General features: G+C 56.8%; 24 protein-coding genes and 1 other RNA gene. 9 read left to right on the plus strand and 16 right to left on the minus strand.

Annotation, left to right across the window (positions count from 1 at the left end; genetic code table 11):
* Nucleotides 1–93 precede the first annotated feature (93 nt).
* Nucleotides 94–1,143, plus strand: coding sequence for a DUF2333 family protein (locus QLQ17_RS03570; protein WP_283208162.1), 1,050 nt, complete (start codon nt 94–96; stop codon nt 1,141–1,143).
* A gap of 80 nt (nt 1,144–1,223) precedes the next feature.
* On the opposite strand, the gene ppa is transcribed toward QLQ17_RS03570, so the two are convergent.
* From ppa to rpiA, 3 genes are all read right to left on the minus strand, one after another.
* A complete protein-coding gene (gene ppa, locus QLQ17_RS03575) occupies nt 1,224–1,751 on the minus strand; it encodes an inorganic diphosphatase (protein WP_283208163.1) in 528 nt (175 codons plus the stop codon).
* Nucleotides 1,752–1,841: 90 nt separating this feature from the next.
* A complete protein-coding gene (locus QLQ17_RS03580) occupies nt 1,842–2,999 on the minus strand; it encodes an acyl-CoA dehydrogenase family protein (RefSeq protein WP_283208164.1) in 1,158 nt (385 codons plus the stop codon).
* Nucleotides 3,000–3,116: 117 nt separating this feature from the next.
* Nucleotides 3,117–3,797, minus strand: a complete 681-nt coding sequence (gene rpiA / locus QLQ17_RS03585; protein ID WP_283208165.1) for a ribose-5-phosphate isomerase RpiA — start codon at nt 3,795–3,797, stop codon at nt 3,117–3,119.
* Between the two features lie 144 nt (nt 3,798–3,941).
* Between rpiA and ilvA the strand changes: the two genes are divergently transcribed.
* Both ilvA and QLQ17_RS03595 read left to right on the plus strand, forming a co-directional pair.
* Nucleotides 3,942–5,504 carry a threonine ammonia-lyase, biosynthetic gene (gene ilvA / locus QLQ17_RS03590; RefSeq protein WP_283208166.1) on the plus strand — a complete coding sequence of 521 codons (1,563 nt, stop codon included), beginning with the start codon at nt 3,942–3,944 and terminating at the stop codon, nt 5,502–5,504.
* A 115-nt stretch (nt 5,505–5,619) separates the two neighbouring features.
* Nucleotides 5,620–5,784, plus strand: coding sequence for a hypothetical protein (locus tag QLQ17_RS03595; protein WP_283208167.1), 165 nt, complete (start codon nt 5,620–5,622; stop codon nt 5,782–5,784).
* 23 nt (nt 5,785–5,807) lie between these two features.
* Here QLQ17_RS03595 and QLQ17_RS03600 read toward each other — a convergent pair whose 3' ends face one another.
* The 6 genes from QLQ17_RS03600 to QLQ17_RS03625 all read right to left on the minus strand — a co-directional run bounded on the left by QLQ17_RS03600 (nt 5,808) and on the right by QLQ17_RS03625 (nt 9,252).
* Nucleotides 5,808–6,407, minus strand: a complete 600-nt coding sequence (locus QLQ17_RS03600) for a 5-formyltetrahydrofolate cyclo-ligase (RefSeq protein WP_283208168.1) — start codon at nt 6,405–6,407, stop codon at nt 5,808–5,810.
* A 4-nt stretch (nt 6,408–6,411) separates the two neighbouring features.
* Nucleotides 6,412–6,593: non-coding RNA, 6S RNA (gene ssrS, locus QLQ17_RS03605), on the minus strand.
* Nucleotides 6,594–6,661: 68 nt separating this feature from the next.
* A complete protein-coding gene (locus tag QLQ17_RS03610) occupies nt 6,662–6,958 on the minus strand; it encodes a cell division protein ZapA (RefSeq protein WP_283208169.1) in 297 nt (98 codons plus the stop codon).
* A complete protein-coding gene (locus QLQ17_RS03615) occupies nt 6,958–7,164 on the minus strand; it encodes a TIGR02449 family protein (RefSeq protein WP_283208170.1) in 207 nt (68 codons plus the stop codon). Before QLQ17_RS03615 ends, QLQ17_RS03610 begins: the two co-directional genes overlap by 1 nt.
* Nucleotides 7,165–7,264: 100 nt before the next feature.
* Entirely contained in the window at nt 7,265–8,539 is a 1,275-nt protein-coding gene (locus QLQ17_RS03620) for an ABC transporter permease (protein ID WP_283208171.1), read from the minus strand.
* Nucleotides 8,536–9,252, minus strand: coding sequence for an ABC transporter ATP-binding protein (locus tag QLQ17_RS03625; protein WP_283208172.1), 717 nt, complete (start codon nt 9,250–9,252; stop codon nt 8,536–8,538). The genes QLQ17_RS03620 and QLQ17_RS03625 overlap by 4 nt, the downstream gene beginning before the upstream one ends.
* 117 nt (nt 9,253–9,369) lie before the next feature.
* On the opposite strand from QLQ17_RS03625, the gene QLQ17_RS03630 reads away from it, so the two are divergent.
* The gene (locus QLQ17_RS03630; RefSeq protein WP_283208173.1) at nt 9,370–9,843 is read left to right on the plus strand and encodes a DUF3299 domain-containing protein; all 474 of its coding nucleotides are present in this window, start codon (nt 9,370–9,372) and stop codon (nt 9,841–9,843) included.
* A gap of 23 nt (nt 9,844–9,866) precedes the next feature.
* On the opposite strand, the gene QLQ17_RS03635 is transcribed toward QLQ17_RS03630, so the two are convergent.
* Nucleotides 9,867–10,469, minus strand: coding sequence for a ZrgA family zinc uptake protein (locus tag QLQ17_RS03635; protein WP_283208174.1), 603 nt, complete (start codon nt 10,467–10,469; stop codon nt 9,867–9,869).
* A gap of 132 nt (nt 10,470–10,601) precedes the next feature.
* Here QLQ17_RS03635 and QLQ17_RS03640 point away from each other — a divergent pair, with 132 nt between their 5' ends.
* The 5 genes from QLQ17_RS03640 to QLQ17_RS03660 are packed head-to-tail and all read left to right on the plus strand — an operon-like array spanning nt 10,602 to nt 15,968.
* Nucleotides 10,602–11,198, plus strand: a complete 597-nt coding sequence (locus QLQ17_RS03640) for a UPF0149 family protein (protein WP_283208175.1) — start codon at nt 10,602–10,604, stop codon at nt 11,196–11,198.
* Between the two features lie 24 nt (nt 11,199–11,222).
* Nucleotides 11,223–12,542 (plus strand): Xaa-Pro aminopeptidase, encoded by a 1,320-nt coding sequence (pepP, locus tag QLQ17_RS03645; protein WP_283208176.1) that lies wholly within the window; start codon nt 11,223–11,225, stop codon nt 12,540–12,542.
* Between the two features lie 22 nt (nt 12,543–12,564).
* Nucleotides 12,565–13,806, plus strand: a complete 1,242-nt coding sequence (gene ubiH / locus QLQ17_RS03650; protein ID WP_283208177.1) for a 2-octaprenyl-6-methoxyphenyl hydroxylase — start codon at nt 12,565–12,567, stop codon at nt 13,804–13,806.
* Nucleotides 13,803–15,029, plus strand: a complete 1,227-nt coding sequence (locus tag QLQ17_RS03655; RefSeq protein WP_283208178.1) for an FAD-dependent oxidoreductase — start codon at nt 13,803–13,805, stop codon at nt 15,027–15,029. Before ubiH ends, QLQ17_RS03655 begins: the two co-directional genes overlap by 4 nt.
* Before the next feature lie 18 nt (nt 15,030–15,047).
* Nucleotides 15,048–15,968, plus strand: a complete 921-nt coding sequence (locus tag QLQ17_RS03660; protein WP_283208179.1) for a DUF808 domain-containing protein — start codon at nt 15,048–15,050, stop codon at nt 15,966–15,968.
* Between the two features lie 40 nt (nt 15,969–16,008).
* Here the strand turns inward: QLQ17_RS03660 and QLQ17_RS03665 are convergent, their stop codons facing one another.
* The 6 genes from QLQ17_RS03665 to hisI are packed head-to-tail and all read right to left on the minus strand — an operon-like array spanning nt 16,009 to nt 19,085.
* Nucleotides 16,009–16,728: a 16S rRNA (uracil(1498)-N(3))-methyltransferase gene (locus QLQ17_RS03665; RefSeq protein WP_283208180.1), complete on the minus strand. Its 720-nt coding sequence runs from the start codon at nt 16,726–16,728 to the stop codon at nt 16,009–16,011.
* A gap of 13 nt (nt 16,729–16,741) precedes the next feature.
* Nucleotides 16,742–17,509 carry a twin-arginine translocase subunit TatC gene (tatC, locus tag QLQ17_RS03670; protein ID WP_283208181.1) on the minus strand — a complete coding sequence of 256 codons (768 nt, stop codon included), beginning with the start codon at nt 17,507–17,509 and terminating at the stop codon, nt 16,742–16,744.
* Nucleotides 17,506–18,003 (minus strand): Sec-independent protein translocase protein TatB, encoded by a 498-nt coding sequence (tatB, locus tag QLQ17_RS03675; protein ID WP_283208182.1) that lies wholly within the window; start codon nt 18,001–18,003, stop codon nt 17,506–17,508. Before tatB ends, tatC begins: the two co-directional genes overlap by 4 nt.
* Nucleotides 18,004–18,013: 10 nt before the next feature.
* The gene (gene tatA / locus QLQ17_RS03680; protein ID WP_283208183.1) at nt 18,014–18,268 is read right to left on the minus strand and encodes a Sec-independent protein translocase subunit TatA; all 255 of its coding nucleotides are present in this window, start codon (nt 18,266–18,268) and stop codon (nt 18,014–18,016) included.
* A 42-nt stretch (nt 18,269–18,310) separates the two neighbouring features.
* Nucleotides 18,311–18,652, minus strand: a complete 342-nt coding sequence (locus tag QLQ17_RS03685) for a phosphoribosyl-ATP diphosphatase (RefSeq protein WP_283208184.1) — start codon at nt 18,650–18,652, stop codon at nt 18,311–18,313.
* Nucleotides 18,645–19,085 (minus strand): phosphoribosyl-AMP cyclohydrolase, encoded by a 441-nt coding sequence (gene hisI / locus QLQ17_RS03690; RefSeq protein WP_283208185.1) that lies wholly within the window; start codon nt 19,083–19,085, stop codon nt 18,645–18,647. Before hisI ends, QLQ17_RS03685 begins: the two co-directional genes overlap by 8 nt.
* Nucleotides 19,086–19,091: the final 6 nt, after the last annotated feature.

The raw sequence follows: 19,091 nt of genomic DNA on the forward strand, positions 1-19,091 counted from the left end.
GGCGGCAGATTACCCGGGCTTCAAATTGCATATCAACGGGCATTGCTGCATGGTAAACGGAATGCGCAATCACGACAGGAGAACAGACAACTGATGGCAGGCAAAATCAGGCAGTATTTCAGTGATCGCAAGGACGACATTGCGGATTATTCCGGTGGCGGTGTGGTAGGCAAGTTTCTGGTTGCCGTCGTCGTGGTGTACCTGCTGGTGACTCTGGTGCTGGGCATGATCTGGAGCAGCGAGCCAGAGGGTTTTTCAGTCCGGGAGCACACCCGTAGCGTGGCCAATGAGATGCAGCGGGAGCCGGTGACTGGTTTTGCAACGACCGTTACCATGATTCGCCTGGCTGAAACCCTGCTGGACAAATCAGGCGGCTACATTTCCAACGACATTTTTCCGCCGGGGCTCTGGTTGGACAATATGCCGAACTGGGAGTACGGCGCGCTGGTTCAGCTGCGGGATCTTTCCCGGGCCATGCGTAAAGACATCAGCCGTTCTCAGAGTCAGTCGGCGGAAGACCCGGACCTGACTATCGCTGAGCCACAATTTCACTTCGACAGCGGCAGCTGGGCGATTCCATCGACCGAAGCGGAATATCGTCGTGGTATCAATGCGTTGAAGAGTTATCTGGACCGCCTGTCGCGCCCCGAGCAGCCCAGCGCCCAATTCTTTGCCCGGGCCGACAATCTGGCCAACTGGCTGGCGGACCTTGAGACCCGTCTGGGCAGTTTGTCCCGCACCCTGGGCGAAAGTGTTGGCAAGGCCTCCGTGTCTGATGCGGTGTCCAATATCAATCCTAACGACCCGTTGTCTGAAGATACGATGGGTGAGCAGGTGAAAACTTCCTGGACCAAAATCGACGATGTGTTCTATGAAGCGCGGGGCAGTTCCTGGGCGTTGTTGCACATCTTTCGGGCTATCGAGGTGGATTTCCGAAAAGTCCTGGCCGACAAGAATGCCCTGGCCAGTGTGAAGCAGATCATCATTGAGTTGGAAGGCGCTCAGGGCGACATGTGGAGTCCTGTGGTACTTAACGGTAGCGGCTTCGGGGTATTGGCGAACCATTCACTGACGATGGCTGCCTACCTGTCACGGGCCAGCGCGGCGATCAGCGATATGAGAGACTTGCTCTCCCGAGGTTAAAGCAAGCCTTTTTTGCTGAACACCATGCACAAAAAAACCGGGCCGTGGCCCGGTTTTTTTGTGCATGGTGTTCAGAATTATCAGCCCTTATAGGCTTTCACCGATTCTTCAACGGCCTTCATGGCTTCTGCGGCATTGGCCCAGCCCTGGACTTTGACCCACTTGCCGTGCTCCAGATCTTTGTAGTTCTCGAAGAAATGCTTGATCTGATGACGCAGCAGTTCAGGTACGTCTTCAATGTCTTTCACATTGGCGTACGACTTGGTCAACTTGTCGTGAGGAACCGCAACCAGCTTGGCATCGCCGCCGGCTTCGTCTTCCATGTTCAGAACGCCAACCGGGCGACACCGGATTACCGAACCAGCCTGAACCGGGTAGGGCGTGATGACCAGCACGTCCAGCGGGTCGCCGTCGTCTGCCAGGGTGTGTGGGATAAAGCCATAGTTTGCCGGGTAGAACATGGGCGTCGCCATGAACCGGTCAACCAGCAGTGCGCCCATGTCCTTGTCCAGTTCGTATTTCACGGGAGAGCTGTTCGCCGGGATTTCGATAGCGACGTAGATGTCTTCAGGCGGGTTTTTACCAGCCGGGATGTTGTCAAAGTTCATGGAAGATCCTTTCTGCCGTTCATTAAGGTGCGTAAAAAGTGAGCGCAATTATACGGCACAATGTTGCGGATCGAAACTAAACCATGGTCTTCATAATCGTATCTGTTTGGCGATCAGCTCTTTCATGATTTCGTCGGTGCCGCCACCAATCGACAGTATTTTGCCATCCCGGAACAGACGCTCCACCACGGATTCCCGCATGTATCCCATGCCGCCATGAATCTGAACGGCTTCGCGGGTGACTTCTTCGCACACTTCCACGGCAAAGTTTTTCGCCATTGCGACCTGCTTGATCGGGTTTTTGCCCGCCTGCATCAGTGCCGCACATCGGTAAGTGTATTCTTTGGCAACGTCTACACGGGTTGCCATGTCCACCAGCTTGTGACGAGTTACCTGGAAACCCCCGATGGATCGGCCGAAGGCCTGTCGCTGCTTGGCCCAATCCATGGATGCCTCCAGCGCGAGTTCCGCCGTCATGTAAGCCATGATGGAAAGGCTCAGGCGCTCAAAAAGAAAATTACTCATGATGGCAATAAAGCCGGCATTTTCGGCGCCGATCAGCCGGTTGGCGGGCACCCGGCAGTCCTCGAAAAACAGTTCCGCTGTGTCGCTGGCCCACCAGCCCATTTTCTGTAGCTTTTTGCCGTTGGAGAACCCGGGCATGTCCCGATCGATCAGCAGTAGGCTGATCCCGCTGTGGCCTTCGCCACCGGTACGCACCGCCACGGTAAAATGATCTGCCCGCATGCCGCTGGTGATGAATGTTTTGCTGCCGTTCACCACGTAGTGATCACCGTCTTTAACGGCACGGGTTTTCAGATTCGCCACGTCCGAGCCGCCACCCGGTTCGGTTACCGCCAGGGCCGCGATTTTCTCGCCGCGCAGCACTGGCGGCACAATCGCTTCCTTTACGTCAGGCTGGGCCCACTTCGCCACCGGAGGCAAGCCGATATCCAGCGATCCCAGGCCGGCGACCAAACCGCCTGAGGTTGAGCGCATCAGCTCTTCGGAGACGGCGACTTTCATAAAGATATCGCCTTCACCAACACCGCCCAGACTCTCCGGAAAGCCTACGCCCAGTAGTCCGGCTTCACCGGCCTTGCGGTAAAGATCCCTGGGAAACTCGCCGGCTTCTTCCCATTCGTTGATGTAGGGCAGCACGTGGGTCGCAATAAACTTGCGGGCGCTCTGGCGGACTTGTTCGTGGGTGTCGTTGAAGTAGTCGGACACGGAAGGTCTCCAATGCATCAAAATTCACTGGAGCAGTCTTGCGCAAATTCCAACACCAAGCAAGCGCTTGGTTAGTGATAGGCCCAAAAAGGTTCGGACTCCTTGCGCCCATCACTCAGACCGAAGGCGAAGAAACTAGGACTTGTCTCGAGTAATGGTCTGAACGCCCCGGCTGGTTCCCAACAGCAATACATCCGCCGGTCGGCGAGCAAACAGACCATTGGTCACCACGCCCACCACGTTATTCAGCCGCTCCTCAACCTGAATCGGCCGCGAGAGATCCATGTTGTGGATGTCCAGAATCACATTGCCGTTGTCTGTGGTGAACCCTTCACGGTAGACCGGGTCGCCGCCCAGTTTGACGATCTCGCGTCCCACGTGGCTGCGAGCCATCGGTACCACCTCCACTGGCAGCGGAAAATCGCCCAGAATGTCCACCTTCTTGGATTCATCCGCAATGCAGATAAACGTTTTGGACACTTCCGCAACGATCTTTTCTCGGGTCAGTGCGCCACCACCGCCCTTGATCAGCTCCAGATGTTCATTGGTTTCATCCGCCCCGTCGATGTAGAAATCCAGCGGCGCAGAGCTGTTCAGATCATAAACCGGAATGCCATGGCCTTTCAGTCGCTCGGCGGTGGCTTCGGAGCTGGCCACCGCGCCGTCGAAATCATTGCGGATGGTGGCAAGCAGGTCGATAAAACAGTTGGCCGTGCTTCCGGTACCCACGCCGATGATGCTGTTGTCGTCGAGATGGGGCTTGATGTAGTCGAGTGCGGCCTGGGCGACGGCTTTTTTCAGTTCGTCCTGATTCATCGAAGGCTCCGGAATATGCCGAAAAGGTAAATGAGACCGGCATTATAGCCGTTCTGACCCTCTGCCTTATAGACGGCACCCGACCAAAGTTTCTACACTGTGCGTTTTTCCGACAAAACTCTGAATCCGAACGTGGAAAGCCCCATGCCGCAACGATATATCAAGAAAATACTCGACGCCCGCGTGTACGACGTGGCTATCGAGACACCGCTGACCGAGGCCAAAAGCCTTTCCAAGCGTTTTGGCAACAACATTCTGTTGAAGCGCGAAGACCTGCAGCCGGTGTTTTCTTTCAAGATTCGTGGCGCGTATAACCGCATTGCCCATCTGTCGGAAGAGCAAAAATCCAAAGGCGTAATCTGCGCGTCGGCCGGAAACCACGCTCAGGGTGTGGCTCTTGGCGCGAAGAATCTGGGTATCAAGGCCGTGATTGTGATGCCCCAGACCACGCCCGAGATCAAAGTGCGTTCCGTTCGTGACCATGGCGCCAAGGTCGTTCTCAAGGGCGACGCCTTTGATGAAGCCGCCGCACACGCCCAGGAACTGATCGAAAAACACGGTTACACCTACATTCCGCCCTATGATGACCCGGATGTGATCGCCGGCCAGGGCACCGTCGCCATGGAAATGCTGTGGCAGTTCTCCAAGCCGATCCACGCCGTATTCGTGTGTGTGGGTGGTGGCGGACTGATCGCCGGCATGGCGGCCTACATCAAATATTTGCGCCCTGAAGTGAAAGTCATCGGGGTCGAACCGGAAGATTCAAACTGCCTTCAGGCAGCGCTTGCCGCTGGTGAGCGGGTCATTCTGCCGGAAGTGGGTATCTTCGCCGACGGTGTGGCCGTCAAACAGATCGGAGCGCATCCCTGGGAGATCTGCAAGGATCACGTGGATGAGGTCATCACGGTATCAACGGATGAAATCTGCGCGGCCATCAAGGACATCTTTGAGGATACCCGTTCCATTGCGGAGCCAGCCGGTGCCCTCGGCGTTGCCGGTGTGAAGAAGTACATCGACCGGGAAAAGATCGAAGGTGAAAATCTGGCGGTTACCCTTAGCGGGGCCAACATGAACTTTGACAGGCTTCGCTACATTTCAGAGCGCACGGAAGTGGGTGAAAAGCGTGAAGCCATCCTGGCGGTGACCATTCCGGAAAAACCAGGCGCGTTCAAATCGTTCATCAATGCCCTGCACAAACGCAGCATCACGGAATTTAACTACCGCTATGCCGATGCCGTTGAAGCCACGATCTTCGTGGGCATCCAGATTCAGGCGGGCGGTCTGGGCCGCGACGAGCTGGTGCAGGATCTGCGTGAGACTGGCTATGGTGTGGTGGATCTGACCGACAGCGATCTGGCCAAACAGCACATCCGCCATATGGTCGGGGGGCATGCCCCGACGATTACCAACGAGAAGGTCTTTCAGTTCGAGTTTCCAGAACGCCCAGGCGCACTGTTGAAATTCCTGATGTCCATGGGCACCCGGTGGAACATTTCGATGTTCCATTACCGTAACCATGGTGCGGCTTACAGCCGGGTTCTGCTGGGTGCTCAGGTGAATGATGATGAGGTGAAAGATTTTGAAACCATGCTGGATAAGATCGGCTTCCGTTATGAAAATATGACGGACAACGAGGCCTATCAGCTCTTCCTGGGTGCGGGGAATACCGGTAAATGTGACGCTGCGATTAAGGTTACCGAAAATTAATGTGTGAAAAATTGTAAAATGCGAGTTGCGTGATAATCTTATTGCTGATTATCAGAACTCGCATTATCTCACTGATTTTTGTCACGTTTAGTTTTGGGCATCGGAGCTCGCAGGTATGAACCGCAAGCCTGACATCATTCGCACTATCGCTATCATCTTCGTGGTGGGCCTTGTCATTACTGGCTTCACGTCGATGCAGACGCCTGACGGTGGTTTGTCAGAGACGGTCAACGCCTATGTGAGTGAAGCCTCACCCAATGACAGTGCCCGCCCAAATTAAAACGTCCTTTTGTCACTCCACCGCTACTTAACATCGTAACGTCGCTCGTCCGTCACAATACTCTGTAGCGGGATATCCCAGCTTTCAACGGGTAGCGCCGGCACTTTCTGGCATTCGTGGGCCAGCCCGATCAGCTTTGGCGCCGGCCTGGGTCTGTGACGTGTGAATTCAAAGGTGCGGTCATAAAATCCGCCACCCATGCCCAGACGACCGCCAGACTCATCAAACCCAACCAGTGGAAACAGCACCGCATCCAGCGCCCAGGATGGTCGCTTGAGGCTTTCCGCAAAAGTCGGCTCTGGAATACCGAAGCGATTCGGCGTCAGCTGTGTGTCGTCTCCAAAGGGGCTGAACACCAGGCGTCGTTTGTAGACCGGGTGGAGTACTGGAAGATAAAACTTGATGCCCCGCTGACGCGCCAGACTGACGTACACAGAGGGATCGATTTCACCGTCATTGGGGAGGTAGATCGCAACATGTCGGGCTCGGCGGAGCGCCGGGTGGCCAAGCAGATTGATGGCAATATTGTTCGCCGCGTCCTGATGCTGCTGGTGTGTCAGGGCGTTACGTTTCTGGCGAAGCTCTTTACGTAAGGCTGTGCGGGAGAGGGAGTTGGTGGACAAAATAAAGCTTCCCGGGCTGCCGTTGTCGGATGTGGCCCTTGAACCCAAAGTTCAAGGTCGGTGGCCGCTGTGACATATTAGGCTTTCCCCTTCGCGGGGGACGTGCTCACAATGCCCTGAAGTAGCCACCTGGGTAGTGCGCATCGGCTCGAGGACGAATCCGACTTGCGTACAGCCCAGGAAGTTCAAATCATTATACGGGTACTTTGGGGGCTGAATGCAACTCTTGTGAAAACGGCGCCGGTTTTCGCGGTTCAGCCGCCGGAATTTTCACCAAGAGCGCCGTCGAGCTTTTCGTCCATGGCGTTAAGGATATTGCTTGCGGCATCGGACATGGTGTCCCGCTCCAGCAGATCATGGGTGATGTTCAGGGCTGCCATCACCGCAATGCGTTCCGTACCGAATACTTTTCCGCTGGCGCGGATTTCACGCATTTTGGAATCCAGGTGCCTGGCTGCCTGTAGCAATTCGTCCCGCGCTTCATCAGGACAGGCGACCAGATAGTCCTTGTCCAGAATTTTGACTTCAACGGTGGTTGGCTGTTCTGCCATCAGTGGTGCTCCAGGGATCTCAGGCGGCCGATCATGGCTTCGATCTTGTTTTTGGCAAGATCATTTTTATGCATCAACTGAGCACGTTCGCGGTTCCAGTCGTCCTGAAGCTCGCGCAGCATGGCGTTGTCGCGCTCTAATTTGTTACAGCGTTCTATCAGCCTGTCCAGCTTGTCCGCCAATGCCTGAAGTTCGGACTGTTCCATGAGTGCTCAACACCTGAATGAAAGAAGTGAACTAACTATAAGTGTGGACTGCAAGTTGGTCAATTTACAGGGTTGTCATGGCGCAGACACCGTAGCTGTTTTACCAGGAATTGGCATGCCCAAGGCCCTGCTTTCGGCTGCTTCTCCAGGCTTTGATGGCTGGCAGAAGGCTAACGCAAACGGCAGCCAAAGGTACGCCGGCAAGGATCAACCATTCCGTGCCACTCAATGGGCGCAGCGCGATCTTGAGGCCATAGGTGTCCAGCAGCCAGGGGCTAACCAGGGTAATACCGGCCGCACCAACGCCCAGGGCCAGGCCACAGGCGACCAGCGTCAGCAGCAGGCATTCGATGACATACAGTAGAGCAATCAACAGCGGCGAGGCGCCCGTCGCCCGAAGTATGGCGATTTCCTGGCGGCGCTGGACCTGCAGCGACAGCAGTACGGCAGCCAGGCCTATCAGGCTGGTCAGTACCACGAAAACGGTAATAGCCAGCAAGACGTTTTCAAACTGGCCCATGATGCGCCACAGCTCGCTGAGTGCCACGCCGGGCAGAATGGCCGATAAGGGTTCGCCCGAATACTGGTTCAGGTCACGCTGAACCTGAAACGTCAGAATGCGCCTTTCTATGCCTACCAGTGCGGCAGTAATGGCGTCTGGTGTGAGATCCCGTTCTTTGGCTTGTTCAGGTGTCACGGTTCGGCCCGGTATCGCTACGCCGGATTCCCAGCCGATGTGAATGGCTTCCAGGCCGCCCAGGCTGACATAGACGGCCTGATCCACTGGCGTTCCTGTTGGCGCCAGTATGCCAGACACGGTGAAGGGCGTAGCCTCGTGGTTGGAAAAGCTGGTCCGTCCGCCACCATGGGAGAGCACGACGGCGTCACCGACATTGTGTTGGTGCTTTGACGCCACCTGGGCTCCCAACACCACTTCAAACACCTCCTCAAACCATGCACCGCGGGCAAGCTCAATGGGCTCTCCGCGGCCGTATTTGTAATGCTTCTGGAATTGATCTGTGGTGCCAACGACCCGATGCCCTTTGTAGCTGTCGCCAAGAGAGATGGGCACCAACCAGTCGATGCGGTTATCGGTTTTCAGGTCCTGAAAGGATTCCCAGCGGATGTTGTTGGTGGCATTGCCAATATGGAACACCGTATACAGCAAAAGGTTAAGCTGACCGCTGCGCGCCCCGACAATCAGGTCCGTGCCGGCAATGGTGTTGGTAAACGATTGTTTCACCTCGGTTCGAAGATACTGAATGCCAAGCAGCAGGGTGATACTGAGCGTCAAGGTCAAGGTGACCAGGGCCAATACGTTGCGACGATGCCAGAGGCTGGCAATTGACAGGGAGAACGCCAGCTTGAGGTTCATCGAGTGGACTCCTGCAGGTGCAGTTGTTGGTCAAACTGGTTGGCCAGGCTTTGATCGTGACTGACAAACACCACAGAACATCGCTGTTTTGCGGCAAGTTCCAGAAGCAGTGCAATAAAGCGGTCCCGATTGTTTGTGTCCAGGGCGGAGGTCGGCTCGTCCGCTAGGATCAGCTCTGGCCCGCCAATCAGCGCACGTGCCGCGGCAACCCGTTGCTGTTGGCCGACACTCAACTGCAGCACCGAGCGGTGCCAGCTGTCTTCCGGGATGCCCAGTGCGGTGAGCAAAGAGCGGGCTTCGGTAGTGGCATCAGGCTTGGCTCGTTGCAGGCGTTTGCGTGACAGACGGCAGGGTAATCGCACGTTATCCATGGGGCTCAGGTAGGGCACCAGATTGAACTGCTGGAAAATAACGCCGATGTGATCGGCCCGAAACCGATCCCGTTGACCGCTGCTCAGGGAGGCCAGGGAAGTGCCCAGAACTTCCAGCCTGCCTTCGCTCGGTGTAATGAGTCCGCCAAGCAGGCTCATCAATGTACTTTTCCCACTACCACTGGGACCTTGCAAAAAAAGATGGCTGCCAGCTTGGAGGGTCACATCCGGATAGCGAAGGGGGGCCTTTGACGAATCCCACTGAAAGGCCACGCCGCTTAGCTTCAGAGTCTGTGGTTCTGTGTCCGGCGTTGGGTCGCTCTGGTGTGTCCTGTTTGTCATGTCAGGTGTTGCCGTTCCAATGTATGATAAGCCGATAGTCACGGTAATCGAGATTCAATGATGCCCAGAAACAGGTTTGGAAGACACTCAGTTCCCAGCACAGGCTCGGCCTTACTGATGGTCTTGTGTCTGCTTCTTCCCGCTACAGCCTTTGCCGAAGAGCTTGAGGAAATTGATTGGCTGGAGCTGATGCCTGCCGAAGATCTCCATTTGCTGGAGAATATGCCCGAAGTTCAGCACGAGGGCGAGGGGCCCGCGGCCCTGCCTGATGAAATCATGACTGGCCGTGTCGTTCCAGAAATGGGGGGAAAGACTGGCCGGATTCCCGGATTCGTGGTGCCACTGAAAACCACTGACGACATGCGCATTCTCGAATTCTTCCTGGTGCCCTACTACGGTGCCTGCATCCACGTGCCACCCCCGCCGCCGAACCAGATTATCCACGTCAAATACGAGGAAGGTTTTACGCTGGAGGCTTTGTACGACCCCGTGTGGATTGAAGGCACGCTGCAGATCGAGAGAACGGAAAACGATGTTGCATCGTCGTCTTACTCCATCGTCGCCCAGAATGTTCGGGCCTACGAAGAGTAGAGCCTGGATGTTCTGCCCGGCCGCTATTGGCTCAGGGTAAATGTGCTTTCGGGCGACGTCATTTCCAGGCTGCCCTGACCGGTCGCACTGACCCACTCGATATCCAGAGCCCTCACTTCAGGGAACCTGGTCATGACGGCAGACACGAACGATTGACCAATCGGGTTGCCGTTGCAGGTTAGCTGTTGCGTGACCTCGTAGTCCCTGTGCGTTATTTCATCGGCATGTGAATGTTCCCCGTGGTGATCATGGTCGTCATGAGCATCCGTCGAGCCGCCCAATCGGACGATTGAGTCCGACAGACTGCAATCGTCGCCGCTGGTATTCACCAGTGGATGTGTTTCAAGCCAGCGACGAATGTCGGCCTGTCGGGCCTTTTCTTCTGCCGTGCGCGCTTTGTGTTCGAACCCTGCCAGGTTGTAGGCGGGTGAGGTGAACATCAGGTCTATTCGGTCGTCTTCCAGAGCCATTTGCAGGCGTGCATGTCCGTGTTCGTGCGCCCCTAGGTTGTCTGCTGCGAAAGCACCGGTATGCACAGCGCAGGCAGCCATGGCGCAGATGGCGATGCCTGCACGTTTGGAACGATGGGCGACAAAAACCGGGTGTGTCTTTGGAAAATCAGGCATGGCAGGGTCTCTAATTTGATATGTTATAACATAATGTATCGATTCACCGTCGTCAATCAACAGGCAAGTGCCTTACACCCTGCTGAATGCTAGGATAGGCGCTCATCCACCGATACAGGAACGTCCCGTTTCATGTCCGAAACTGACCTTTCCACATCCCCGGCTGCCGCCTTTGAACAATGGGCGAATGTGTTCACTTCGCACCAGGCATTCAGCCACCCCTCGGAACTGCACGGTGCCCTGTGTGGTCGTCTTGCCGCAGGTGCGCGTATTCAGGAAAGCGACTGGCTCACGATGGTCTGTGAGCATATGGGTCTGGCCACCAACGCTACGGATGACTCGGCGGAACTGACCCGGTTTATGGTGAACGCCTACAACGACACCCTGGAGCAGCTGAAATCAGCGGACATGAGTTTTCGACCGCTGCTGCCGGACGATGATTACGCCATTGAGCAGCGCCTTGAAGCGCTGATCTCCTGGGTTCGGGGTTTTCTCGAAGGTATGGCGTTGTCGGCAGGCGAGTCCCTGGGCCAGGCGCCGGACGAAATACGTGAGCTGATTGAAGACATGGTTGCGATAAGCCAACTCTCGGACGAGGAAGATCAGGACGACGAGAGCGAACAGCAACTGATGGAAATTATCGAGTATGTGCGCCTGGGTGCGTTATCGGTGTTTACGGAGTTCAATCCTCCCGAAAAGCCGCAACAGGACACGCCAACTCTGCACTGAAACCGACACGCTGTGGGAGACACTATGGCCGCTACGATACCCGTGAAGGAATTCAATGAACGTCGACGTCGACTGATGGACCGGATGGCGCCTGAAAGCATCGCCATCCTGCCGGCAGCACCGGAGCGGGTGCGCAATCGTGATGTGCTTCACCCGTTTCGTCAGGACAGCGATTTTCATTATCTGACCGGGTTTAACGAGCCAGAGGCGGTTCTGGTCCTGATTCCAGGAAGAGAGCATGGGGAATCGGTTTTATTCTGTCGCGAGCGGAATCCCGAAAAAGAACTCTGGGACGGTTTTCTGGTTGGTCAGGAAGGTGCCATCGAGAATTATGGACTGGACGACGCCTTTCCTATTGCTGATATCGACGACATCCTGCCGGGCATGATCGAAGGCCGCAGCCGGGTTTACTACCCGCTGGGCAAAGACACCGGGTTTGATGCGCGGGTGATGGAATGGGTCAAGATGATTCGCAGCAAAGTGAAATCCGGTGCGCACCCGCCCGGCGAGTTTGTTGCTCTGGAGCACTTGCTGCACGACCTGCGCCTTTACAAAAGTCCGGCGGAAATCAAGGTAATGGCCAAGGCCGGTGAGATCAGCTGCGAGGCTCATAAGCGGGCCATGAAGCGGGCGCGCAAGGGCGGCTACGAATACAACCTTGAGGCAGAGCTGATCCATACCTTCATGGATCATGGTGCGCGTTCCACCGCCTACCCGTCTATTGTGGGCAGTGGCGCGAACGGCTGCATTCTGCACTACATCGAGAATAGTGCTCCGCTGAAAGAAGGTGAGCTGGTATTGATCGATGCGGGCTGTGAGTACGAGTGCTATGCCTCGGACATTACCCGTACTTTCCCGGTCAGCGGTAAGTTCAGCCCTGAACAGAGAGCGCTCTATGAAATTGTGCTTTCGGCCCAGTATGCTGCCATCGACGAAATTCATCCCGGTAACCATTGGGACCACCCCCACCAGGCGGCCTTACGTGTGCTGACCCAGGGGCTGATTGATCTTGGGATTCTCAGCGGCACGCTGGAAGATGCCCTGGAACAACAGTCCTATCGCCCCTTCTTTATGCATCGCACCGGCCACTGGCTGGGCATGGATGTGCACGATGTCGGTGATTACAAAGTTGGCGATGCCTGGCGCCAGCTGGAACCGGGTATGGCGATGACCGTTGAGCCCGGTCTCTACATCGCGCCGGATAATATGGACGTGGATGAAAAGTGGCGTGGCATTGGTATTCGCATCGAAGATGATGTGGTGGTCACCAAAGACGGCTGCCGCAACCTGACCGAAGCAGTGCCCAAAACCATCCCCGAAATCGAAGCATTGATGGCCGATTGACCAAGTGCTGGACGCAAAGCCGATGAATACCACCCATGATACCGACCTTGTGATTGCTGGCGGCGGCTTGGCCGGGGCAACGCTCGCCCTTGCACTGGCCCGCACGCTTCCGGAGTTGCGGGTCACGGTGGTGGAGTCTTTTCCGCTGTCGTCTGACGCTTTGCCAACGTCTTACCAACCCAGCTACGACGCCCGGTCAACGGCGCTGGCCTGGGGCTCAAGGTTGATTTTCGAAGAGCTTGGTCTGTGGCAGCGGATGGCTGAGCATGCCACCCCCATACGGCATATTCACGTGTCCGATCGTGGTCATTTCGGCGCCACGCGCCTGCACGCAGAAGATCACCAGCAGGACGCTCTTGGCTATGTGGCGGACAACCGCTGGATGGGCCTCTGCCTGATGAGGGAGCTTTTGGAAACCAACGTGCGTTGGGAAGCGCCTGCCGCAGTCACCAATATGGAGCCCCTGGTGGATGGCGTGAAAGTATCACTTGGCGAGGGTGACGAAAGCAGATCACTGACCGCCCAGTGCCTGGTGGTGGCCGATGGTGGTCGGTCCGGTCTGCGCGAGAAACTGGGGTTTCGAGTCAATGAAAGGGCCTACGGACAGCAGGCGCTGATCGCCAATGTGTCGACCGCTGACAGCCACCAGAACACGGCGTATGAACGCTTTACCGATGCGGGGCCCATGGCCCTCTTGCCCCACAGTGATGCAGATGCGCCAGAAACCACATCGTCCCTGGTGTGGACGCTGGATGACCACACCCTTGAAGATCTGCTGGCCCAGGACGAAGCTGAAAAATGCCGACGTTTGCAGGCCCGTTTTGGCTGGCGGCTGGGACGGTTTACCCGTTTTGGCGAATGCAGTCATTATCAGCTGACGTTGCAGACGGTGGATGAGTCGGTTAGGCCGGGTGTTGTACTGGTGGGTAACGCGGCCCACACCTTGCACCCGGTTGCAGGGCAGGGGTTTAACCTGGCGCTGCGTGGCCTGATGGCGCTGGTGGAACAGTTCAAGTTGGCGGTCGCCGATAATCAGCCACTGGGAAGCCTGTCTGTGTTGAACCAGTACCAGGCGAAACATCGCCAGGACTGGCAGCAAACCGTCCAGTTTTCGGACTCCCTGATCGAGATCTTTGGTCAATCCATGCCGGCGATGGCCGCTGCCCGTGATATCGGATTGACGGGACTGGACGTGCTGCCCGGCGCCAAACGCTGGTTCGCTCGCCGTGCCATGGGGTTGAATGCCAGGGTGAGAAAGCCATGAGCGATGCTTCGAATTTCGACATTCTTGTGGTTGGCGGCGGCCTGGTTGGCTCCGCCGCAGCGCTGGGGTTAAGTCAGCAGGGCTGGCGGGTCGGGCTGGTTGAAAGCCAATCGACAAAGGCTCTGACCGAGCCGCTTGCGCCAGCCGGTTCAGTGGGTGAATTTGAACCGCGGGTGAGTGCCCTGTCGATCGCCAGTCAACAACTGCTGGAAAGCCTTGGGGCTTGGGCAGGCATCGCCGCTGAAAGACACTGCCCCTACCAGACCATGACCGTTTGGGATGGCGACGGCACCGGCCGTATTCAGTTCAGTGCCGCGGAGCTGGGAGCTGACTCCCTGGGGGTCATTGTCGAAAACCGCATTGTGGTACGCGCGCTTATGCTTGCGCTGGCAGACAGCGAGGTTGAGTTGATTGACGGTGTTAACGTTGCGGGCTGGTGGCAGGAAGGCGGTCGCCGCGGTGTCAGGCTGGACGACGATCGTCTGTTGGGGGCCGAGTTGGTGGTTGCCGCTGATGGCCCGAATTCCCGTCTCCGCCAATGGGCTGGCCTGCCAACCCGTGAATGGGATTATGACCAGCAGGCAATTGTCTGTACGGTTCGCACAACACAAAGCCATCGGCACACAGCCTGGCAGCGGTTTTCTCAGACTGGGCCGCTGGCCTTTTTGCCGCTGTGTAACGAACAGGGCGATAGCCATTTCTGCTCTATCGTCTGGTCACAGGATACGGCAGAGGCCCGACGGCTGATGGCATTAGACGAAGGGTCGTTTGCCAGCGAACTGGAATCCGCCATTGAGCGGGAATTGGGTGCAGTGGAGGTGGTGTCAGATCGTTTCGCCTTTCCATTGCGACAACGTCACGCCAAGACCTACATTGCAGATGGTATCGCCCTGGTGGGTGACGCTGCCCACACCATTCACCCGCTGGCGGGTCAGGGCGCTAATCTTGGTTACTCGGATGCGCGCGCTTTGCTGCAGGAACTAGCCCGTGCCAGAAAGGCGGCGCTCAGCCCCGCCGATCCGTCGATTCTGGCCCGCTATCAGCGCCGCCGGAAGGGCGAGAATCTGTCGATGATGGCGGCGATGGAAGGTTTCAAGCAGCTGTTCGCGGCGGACGAGCTGCCGGTTCGGTGGCTGCGAAACACGGGGATGCGCTGGTTGGACCGAATGGGTCCGATCAAACAACGAATTGCGGCACAGGCCATGGGGCTGAACCGCCACTGATTCAAAAAGGAAGAGGGCATGGCAGGAAGCAGTTTGCTGATTCTCATCGACGACATTGCGACGGTTCTGGACGACGTCGCGCTGATGACCAAAACCGCGACCAAGAAAACAGCGGGTGTATTGGGTGACGATCTTGCCTTGAATGCCCAGCAGGTGACCGGCGTGAGGCCTGCCCGTGAGCTGCCCGTCGTCTGGGCTGTTGCAAAGGGCTCGATGATCAACAAAGCGATTCTGGTACCGGCTGCGCTGGCGATCAGTTTTTTCATCCCCTGGCTGGTGACGCCCTTGCTGATGCTGGGTGGTGGATTTCTGTGTTTCGAGGGCTTTGAAAAGCTGGTGCACAAGTTCCTACACAGCGAAGAAGATAAAACGCACAAAAAGGAACTTCGAGAGGCTCTGAAAAAACCCGACGCGGATTTGAAAGCCGTGGAGAAGGACAAAATCAAAGGCGCCATACGCACGGATTTTATTCTTTCGGCGGAGATCCTCGCCATCACGCTTGGCACCGTGGCAAACCAGGCAATTGCCATGCAAGCGGCGGTGCTGACGGTCGTGGCGGTGATGGTCACAGTGTTCGTGTATGGCCTGGTGGCGGGCATCGTAAAACTGGACGACGCCGGGCTTTACCTGTCGCAGCAAAGCAGTGCCTTCTCTCAGAAATTGGGCGGCGGGATTGTATGGGTCGCACCCTACCTGATGAAAGGGCTGTCGATTCTCGGCACCATCGCCATGTTTCTGGTGGGTGGTGGCATTTTGGCCCACGGCGTGCCACCGGTGTATGACTGGATAAGCCAGTTCGCCGAAGGCCTGGGCGGCCTTGCCGGTTTGCTGGTACCAACGTTGGCCAATGGTTTGATCGGGCTGATCGCCGGGGGCATTCTGGTGGCGGTGATTACGCCGCTGATGAAACTCTGGACTGCGCGCAAGGCGGCCGCCTGAACGGCTCTAGCTCAAGATTGGGCTAAAGGCTCTGGGCGCTCTACAGACAGCCGTCGTACAGTCGGGATATCAGCACTGGTACGGCGGTTTCCACCCTCAGTATTCGTTGGCCTAGATGGACCGCCTGGCAGCCGGCTTCCTGCAATTTCTCGACTTCATAGGGAATAAAACCACCTTCGGGTCCGATGCACAGCACCGCCGGTTGGTTCAGGTGGGTGGGGCAGGGTGTCTGAGTCCCCGGGTGGGCTACCAGCGCGGGGTGTTCGCCGACCAGCCCCGGCAACTCGTCTTCCACAAAGGGCTTGAAGCGTTTGCGGATGTGTACTTTGGGCATCAGGGTATCTCTGGCCTGTTCCAGCCCAAGTACCATGTTGTCGGCTAGCGCTTCCTCTGTCAGCCAGGGAGTCTGCCAATAGCTTTTTTCCACCTTGTAGGCGTTCAGCAGCCACAGGTCTTTTACGCCCAGCGCGGTGGCGGTCTGCAAGACGCGGCGGAACATCTTCGGGCGTGGCATTGCCAATACCAGTGTGAGCGGCAGAGGGCGGGGTGGCGGAGTGTCCAGAGTGACGATCAGCTCGGCTTCGTCGTCGGTCAGCTTAACGATTTCGCCAGTTCCCATGTTTCCGTCAACCCGACCCACCGGAATCCGGTCGCCTTCAACGGCTTTCAATACCGTGTCCAGGTGGGTTCGGCGCCTGCCAGTCAGCCGTGCGCGATCTGCGTCGATAAAATCAGCGTCGAACAATAGTGCCAGGTTCATGCCTGCTGAACTCTCAAGACTCGGGCGCGTCTTCAGTATCTGGCTTGTTGCGCTGGGCCAGATAGCCAAAAATGATGCCCAGCTCGAAAAGCAGCCACATGGGTACGGCAAGCAAGGTTTGGGAAATGATGTCAGGCGGCGTTAGCAGCATGCCGATCACAAAGCAGCCCACGACGATGTAGGGCCGTTTGGCCGCAAGATTCTGTGGCGTCGTCGCACCGGTCAGAATCAGAAGGATGGTAGCAATGGGGATTTCGAAGGCTACCCCGAACGCAAAGAACATCTTCAGCACAAAGTTGAGGTAGCTGCTGATATCCGGCAGTTCAACGACGCCTTCGGGGCCAATGGCGGTAAAGAATCCAAAGACCAGCGGGAACACCACGAAATACGCAAACGCGGCGCCGAGGTAAAACAGAATGATGGACGTGAACAGCAGCGGAAACGCCAGGCGCTTTTCGTGGGCGTACAGGCCGGGCGCGATGAAACTCCAGAGCTGATACAGAATAATCGGGATGGCTGCGAACACCGCCAGTACCAGCGCCAGCTTCAAGGGCGCGAAAAAAGGCGAGGTAACGTCGGTCGCAATCATGGTCTGCCCGGCCGGCAGCAGATCCCTCAAGGGTTGTGATATCAGCAGGTAGAGCTCATTGGCAAAGGGATAAATGGCCGCGAAACAGATCAACACGGCCAGCACCATTTTTAACAGCCGGTTTCGCAGCTCGAGCAGGTGTTCAACCAGCGGCATTTCTGCCTGGCTTTGACTGTTTTTGGCGTCGGTCATGTGCGGCTATCCGGTGAGCGTTCCCGGGATTGATCGGTCGATGTATTGTCGGATTCAGGCTCCGGTTCATCCAGCGAAGAGTGGCCTGAATTATTGGCCGAGGTCGGGTCTTCGTCAGGATCCAGTTGCTCTGGTGGCTCCGGTTCGGCGACGGGTGGTTCCTGGGCGCGACGGGCGGCCGGGGAAGATGAGCGCTCTATGGTCTTGCTGTCGGACACCACCATGTGTTCGTATTTCTTGGCTTCATCCAGAGCACCGCGCACGGATTTCTGGACGTCGTCCAGGCCGACGTCACCGGCTTTGCGAAGTTCTTCACGAAGTTCCTCGGCTTTCAGCTGGCTATCCAGCTCTGACGAGAACTGGCTGACCATGCGCCGTGCAGCGCCTACCCAACGACCGGCCGCGCGGGCGGCCGTTGGTAGCCGTTCCGGGCCAAGCACAATCAGTGCAATGACACCGCAGATCAGCAGTTCGACAAAGCCGATATCAAACATTCAGCCCGTCTCAGCTGTGGGACTTGTCCCGTGGAGTGTCTTCCGCCTTGGAGGCTTGCTGGGCCTGATCGTCGGCCTTGCCTTCAATGACGTCCTCTTTTTTCGACTCGTCATTGGCTTTTTTGTCGTCATCCTCGTTCATGGATTTCTTGAATCCACGGATGGCGCCACCCAGGTCGCCGCCGATGTTACGGAGTTTCTTGGTTCCGAACAGCAGAATGACAATGCCAAGCACAATCAGAAGTTGCCAGATACTGATACCCATGTCGGGTTCCTCGCCTTATGTGTCATTTGTTAGAAGTGTACGTTACTTTTTGAGAGCTTTCTCGCGCGATGCTTTCTCTTCCAGTCCCGAAAGGTCGAAGCGGTTCGCCAGTTCCTGGAGCACGTCTTCTGGCCCCAGTCCCAGACGGGACAGCATCACCATGCTGTGAAACCACAGGTCAGCGGTTTCATTGACCAGGTCGCGAGTTTCGCCCGTGCGCTCAGCGTCCTTGGCGGCCAGAAGAGTCTCGGTACACTCCTCACCCACCTTTTCCAGGATTTTGTTCAGGCCTTTCTGATGCAGACTGGCGACGTAGGATGATTCCGGGTCTGCCTGTTTGCGGGCTTCCAGTACCTGCGCCAGTTCCTTCAGAACCTCACTCATCGTGCGTACCACCTGTTTTGTTCTGTGAAGTGCCGTAAATATCATCCGGGTTCTTCAAGACCGGATCCACTGTTTTCCACTGACCATCTTCCAGCTTCCGGTACCAGCAACTGCGCCTGCCGGTGTGGCAGGCCATGCCGCCTTTCTGTTCTACTTTCAGCAGGATGACGTCCTCGTCGCAATCCAGTCGGATTTCACGAATGACTTGCTGGTGTCCTGAGGTTTCACCCTTGCGCCAGAGCTTGCGGCGGGACCGTGACCAGTAAATCGCATGCCCCTCCTCGACGGTCAGCCGAAGGGATTCGGCGTTCATCCAGGCCATCATCAGTACGTCGCCCGTGTCGGCATCCTGAGCAATTGCCGGTACCAGGCCATCGGCATCCCAACGGATGTCGTTCAGCCAATCTGGCGCTGTAGCGTTCGAATCTTGCATTTCTGT

The organism is Marinobacter sp. CHS3-4, from assembly GCF_030053415.1.
In the GTDB taxonomy this organism is placed as follows: domain Bacteria; phylum Pseudomonadota; class Gammaproteobacteria; order Pseudomonadales; family Oleiphilaceae; genus Marinobacter.